4 protein-coding genes and 1 pseudogene are annotated in these 5,665 nt (G+C 55.3%); all 5 read left to right on the plus strand.

What is annotated here, in order from left to right:
* Positions 1 to 259: 259 nt before the first annotated feature.
* Entirely contained in the window at positions 260 to 2,188 is a 1,929-nt protein-coding gene (locus IWX64_RS16500; protein WP_196868214.1) for a hypothetical protein, read from the plus strand.
* Position 2,189: 1 nt separating this feature from the next.
* On the plus strand, positions 2,190 to 3,158 hold the full coding sequence (locus IWX64_RS16505; protein WP_196868215.1) for a glycosyltransferase: 969 nt from the start codon (positions 2,190 to 2,192) through the stop codon (positions 3,156 to 3,158).
* 152 nt (positions 3,159 to 3,310) lie between these two features.
* The gene (locus IWX64_RS16510; RefSeq protein ID WP_196868216.1) at positions 3,311 to 4,072 is read left to right on the plus strand and encodes an ATP-grasp fold amidoligase family protein; all 762 of its coding nucleotides are present in this window, start codon (positions 3,311 to 3,313) and stop codon (positions 4,070 to 4,072) included.
* A 347-nt stretch (positions 4,073 to 4,419) separates the two neighbouring features.
* Positions 4,420 to 5,001, plus strand: a pseudogene (locus IWX64_RS16515) (transposase family protein); the annotation flags it as partial.
* A gap of 131 nt (positions 5,002 to 5,132) precedes the next feature.
* Positions 5,133 to 5,665 (plus strand): transposase family protein (locus IWX64_RS16520; protein WP_334683389.1); only part of this gene is annotated, 533 nt, incomplete at its 3' end.

A 5,665-nucleotide genomic window follows, 5' to 3' on the forward strand; every position in this document is an offset into this window, starting at 1 on the left:
CCTCGGCTTCACAAACATCACCAACTATGTCGCCAGATCACTACTCGAATCCGGCGGATTCAGACCGAAACTACACTCTCAATTCTGAAGAGCCGGTAAACCTGCAGCTGACAGGATCCGCCTCGAGGGCATGTATGTAGTCCCACAAATAACCACGCCGAGTCCCTACTTCAATTTCAGGAATCTGCCTGCCGATGACAAACTTAGGGGACATCGCCTGAAGCGGGGGATTATGAGGTCTCAGGAAGAGGAAACCAGCGTGAAGCAAGCTACCGATGGTCAGAATGTAGACAGGGGTGCTGAAAACCCTGATGGGCAACAAATCGAGAACTTTCGCGAGACAGTCACCCTGGCTGATGGCTGCACGACGATTGCCATTTCGATCGAATCGGTCGCAGGTCGACTCGGTATCCCGAGGGCTTCATTAGTTGCCTACCGCTTTTATGACGAGGGAGACCGTGTACTGGAACCCGTTGGGAACTACTCCAACAGTGAACAGCTCGGTCCGTTCTTCTATCTGGAAAACACGAAAGATGAAACGCCATCTCGCACGACTAAGACCATCGAGGTGCCGGATGGGGCAAGGCGATGTGAGTTAGCCGGACACGCATGGAAAAAGGGTATTTCGACAACACTATTGAGCCGGCCATTTATTCAGAGGCAGGGAGATAGTCAAAATACAGAATTCGGCTACTTCAACGGCGAAATAATTCCTGTTCTTGCTGGAGATTATGTCGGAACATACCTTGCGGATACAGCATCTAGGGAAATATCGGTTTCCTTTCGCTTTCGCCGGCAACAAGGTACTGGGGTTGCGAAGGCACTGGTCCTGGTGGAGTTCCTGGGATCTGACGGGGAGCTACTACCGCCGACTGGCGAACTCGCGGTGAATCCGCAGTACGGTCCCTTCGTATATCTTGAGTGCAACGCAGGACCTGATGTCGCAGAGCTCACCACAACTCTCAGGCTTCCGTTCGACTGCTCCTCTGTTCGACTAAGAGGGCAAGATTGGACCTCAGACCAGATCGTACTGACTGAAGAGCCTTCGGTCGTTCTATTTTCCACGGCCGATCTAGACTCAACTGAAATCTCGCTGGCGGCTTTTGTCGAGCAGATTCCAGCAGACGAAAATCTTATAGTGGTCTACACAACTGCGCGGTCGATTGGGAATAGCACCCTTTTGCTTCGCTCGAATAGACTCGCCCTCGAGTACGCGGCTGCTGGAAACTGGGTTATATTCTTTCCATTTGGTTCTCTCGATCATGACGAGAACCCTAGGCCGCACGAGCGCCTATTACAGGTCGAGCGTACCCAGTTCAAGACTTTCATGGATGCCGCAGTCAATCGCAAGGGACGGCACAACAAATTCATTTGCTCTTCATTCACGGATTTGCAGGTAGTGTCATCGATAGATCGAATGCGTGACAATGGATGGGCTGTGATCTATGAGGTGCGCGATGACATGGAGGAGTTCAACCGCGTCGGGTACTCCAAGTGGTACAACCCACTTATTGAAGCGCGGGTCGCGAAACGTGCTGACGCTGTTGTTGCAGTGAGCCCACGCCTGCAGGAAAAAATAGAAACGATATCGGGTCGTAGCGACGTCCAACTTGTCCCGAATGGCGCACCGGACGCGCTTGTGAAAACCGCGGCCTATCTACGTACGCAAGAGTCCATCTCCTTAAGGAAAGACTCCCGGAAGGTCGGATATATTGGCCACCTAACCCCATCGTGGTTCGACTGGGAGCTTGTTCTTCAGGTGGCTAACCGACTACCACAGGTTGAGTTTGAAATCATCGGTCATGAGTTCCCGGACGGGCTTTCGTTACCAATAAATGTGACTTATTTGGGATCGATGCCTCACGCCGATTGCATTGCCTATGCTGAGACTTGGCGGGCTGGTCTCATTCCGTTCAAGATATCCCCGCTGACATACGGTGTCGACCCAAACAAGATCTACGAATACGTCGCACTCGGCTTGCGCACAGTCAGTGCCCCGATGGGGTCGGTCGAGTCGATCCCGGGTACCTGGGTCTACACGACAGTGGACTCCGCTGTCGAAGGTGTTCTCGACGCGGTGACAAGACCCATCACGGATTCCGAATTGAATGCTTTTGACAGCTATATCGTGAACAACACATGGTCGAAGCGTGCAGCCGATATGCTCACGCTTCTCGAAGGAGCATAAGATGAGCAAAAGGGTCCTGACCATATACACGAATTGCTCCCTCGGCGGTATGACAAGTGTTTTCCGTGCTAGAGCACTTGAAAACCCTGATGTGCACTATGATTTTATCTTTTCCTTTGATCGCGGTGGCCTTCAAACATACGAGGCTCTCCCTAACTGTTCAGTGCGAATCGTTCGGAAGGACCGCTTAGCAAACTACGTAAATTATCTCTTGGCTCATTTCACTTATCAGGAGATATCGATCACGAGCGTCCCCGATTTGCCGGGAAAGCTAAACTGGGACGGGGTTACCTCCGTCTTCTACGAGTTCCACTCGCCTGTAGCTTCGATCGTCGAAGCGGAGTTGAAGATCTTGGACCTCAACGCCGTTGATGAGATAAGGGCACCGAGTGATTGGGCGGCAGATTTCGTCCGATCGAAATTGCCGCGGAGGAAGCATGTTTCGGTGCGGTCGGTTCCCAACATGATCGATAAGCAGTCCTTCGGGCTGGACGGCCCAATATCGGAAAACCAGACGAGGCCGGGGATGACTCCGCTGCTCTGGATCGGACGCTTTGAAAATACGCAAAAAAACTACATTGACTTCCTGAGAGTTCTTAAACTTCTCCCTGATCACTACTACGGACTCATGGTGGTCAGCCTGGAGACAGACCCAGCGCGGACCGCTGCGATGCTTGCGGCAGCCGGGTATTATGGTGTCGAGGATCGAACTGACATCTACTTGAATGTTGCTCAAGAAGAGATGGGTTCCATCCACAGGATGGTAGCGAGCCGCGGGGGTGTGTTTTGCAGCACGGCTTTATCGGAATCATTTGGGTACGGTGTCGCAGAAGCTGGCGCTTGCGGGGTGCCCGTAGTGGGGTATGACGTGGGTCCTCTAGCCGAGCACCAGATTGAGAAGCGTCAACTTGTTCCGGTCGGATCGTTAGTCGGAATGTCAGAGGCCATCCTCGCCTCCAGCAATTCGTAGCGAACTCAGTCTATGTTCAGGTGCGGCATGTGCGCTTAACGGTAGGGGCCCAACTGTTTAGCCTATCGAATTCTTGTCTCGGAAACCGGAACTAACATTGCAAATATTTCACTAAGGAAAGATGGTAGATTGTGTCTTTGTGGCGGGACTTCATGGAGACCAGGATTTCGCATAAAGAGCCCAATATTCCATGGTTTCTTCAGGACAAACTTAAGTGTTACGAGTTTTGCCGTGACAACGGGTTTGCTGCTGTTGAAGTGTTACGAAAGTTCGACACTCCTTCGGATATTACTATAGAGAATCTTCCACGCGAATTTGTGATAAAGCCGTCATTGCAGCACTCCACGCGGGGTGTAATGGTTCTCGAGCAAAGGAATGGTATTTTTTATGATCACCTGCGGCGCCGCAGTTTGACCATCGAAGAAATCATGACTGAGCAGGCAAAATATTTCGATCAGACTAAAAGCTTGTCCAAACGGATAATGATCGAAGAAAAAATCCTTGACCAGGATGATTTTGCGGTGCCCCGGGATTTCAAGGCATACGCGTTCAAGGGAGAGGTCGCCTTGATAGTAGAGATCGATCGCAACGTTTCGCCCGCTGGTTCTTCTTGGTTTGACGGGGAATTCGCCCCAATTGAGGATGACCGCGTCACTTGCGATCGATCGTTCGTAACAATCAAGCCATCTGTACGGCCTAGGAATTGGGAGTCAATTCTGGACTTGGCGCAAAGGGTCTCTGCTGCGATCCCAACCCCTTTTGCAAGTATCGATATGTATGCGACACGGCGAGGGCCGCTTGTCGGGGAGATCACTCTTACGCCGGGCGGGCTATATTACGGAAAGTATTACCAGCTTTCTCAAAAACAGCAGGAGCTAATGGGGCTTATGTGGCAAAAAGCCTCGAGGGAGTAGTCCCCATGATCCGGTTGAAGCCCGAATCGTAGACAAGCGCACAGGTAAAGGGTGCCCTCACGAGTGGAGTGTTCCCTAATTTCAGTAACCGACTTGGTATCTGCGGAGTCGGAATTGAGGTCCCGTTGCGCCAGGTCCTCGATGATCAGCGGTCCGGCGTGGCACTCGGAAAGTTGCTTCCATTGGGGGCCCAGCCTACTAGCAGTAGGGCACTCGGGATTTTAGTGGCTCATCGCAAACGAGAGTGCAGGCGGGGTGTAGCCGGGGCGGGCGCGTCGGTGACGAGATAGAGGTCGAGGCCTTCCGATGATGGAAGTTCTCACACTGCCCAGCCGAAAGACCTCGACGTGTTCAACGCTACCTTCGTTCGCCCTGACCTCACCACGTTCTGCCGGCTCGATGAGCTGGGCCTGGAAGCCGTCGGGCAGCACCTTGGGCCCGGTCAGGCAGTGATCGAGTGCCGTGTCGTCGAGGCGGATCCGTGGTGCCGATCCTGCGGTGCGGAAGGAGCGCCCAGGGACACCGTGACGCGCCGGCTTGCGCATGAGCCGTTCGGTCACCGGCCCACCACGCTGCTGGTTCGGGTGCGCCGCTACCGGTGCGGGAACTGCGGTCGCACGTGGCGGCAGGACACGGACCTCGCAGCTGAGCGGAGGGCGAAGATCTCCCGCCGCGGACTCCGGTGGGCATTGGAAGGCGTCGTGGTCGATCACCTCACCGTGTCCCGGGTCGCCGCAGGCCTTGGGGTGTCCTGGCATACGGCGAACACCGCGATCATGACCGAGGGGAAGCGCCGCCTGATCGATGACCCTCACCGGTTCGATGGCGTGAGTGCTATCGGCGTCGATGAGCATGTGTGGCGGCATACCCGCCGCGGCGACAAGTACGTGACAGTCATCATTGATCTCACCCCGATCCGCGACAAGACGGCTCTCCGTGGTTCGTGGTGAAAGCCGGGTTCGTGTCGTAGACGTATAGGGGCTCGTGGCCCTGCTGAGATGGATGTTCTTGACGCATTCATCACTGACAGGAACCACGAGCCTTGATCGAGCCTACTGCCATGCGTACCGACGCTGCCACTACTGTTTTCAACCTTCCCGGTTACCGGGTCACCAGCGCGGAGGTCCTTGCCTGCGGGCGGCGCAGAATCCGGGTCGAGTCAGTCCTGGAAGCTGGCTGCAGGGCCTGCGGGGTGATCAGTGCCCGCCGGCACTCGCGCCGGTTCCAGCGGATTCGTGACATCCGGATCGCCGGCCCGGTGGAGGTCATCTGGTCCAAACGCCGGTTCTTCTGCGACGAGACCGAATGCGCCCGGACGACCTTCGCTGAGGCGACCCCGCAAGTACCCGCGTTCTCGCGGTCCACGGCGAGGCTGCGGGAGGCCCTGACCGATGCGGTGATCGGGTCCGGGCGTGCCGCGTCGGAGACCGCCTCTGCGTTCGGTGTGTCCTGGTGGCTGGTCCAGCGGGCGTTGGATGCTGCGGTGCTGAAACTCCCTGACGTGGACACCATGGCACCGGTCAGGCTCGGTATTGATGAGCACCGGTTCCGGTCCGTGCGGTTCTTCCAAGACCCGGCCACGAAAGCCTGGAC

Source organism: Arthrobacter sp. CAN_A212, assembly GCF_015752345.1.
Lineage (GTDB): Bacteria > Actinomycetota > Actinomycetes > Actinomycetales > Micrococcaceae > Arthrobacter_D.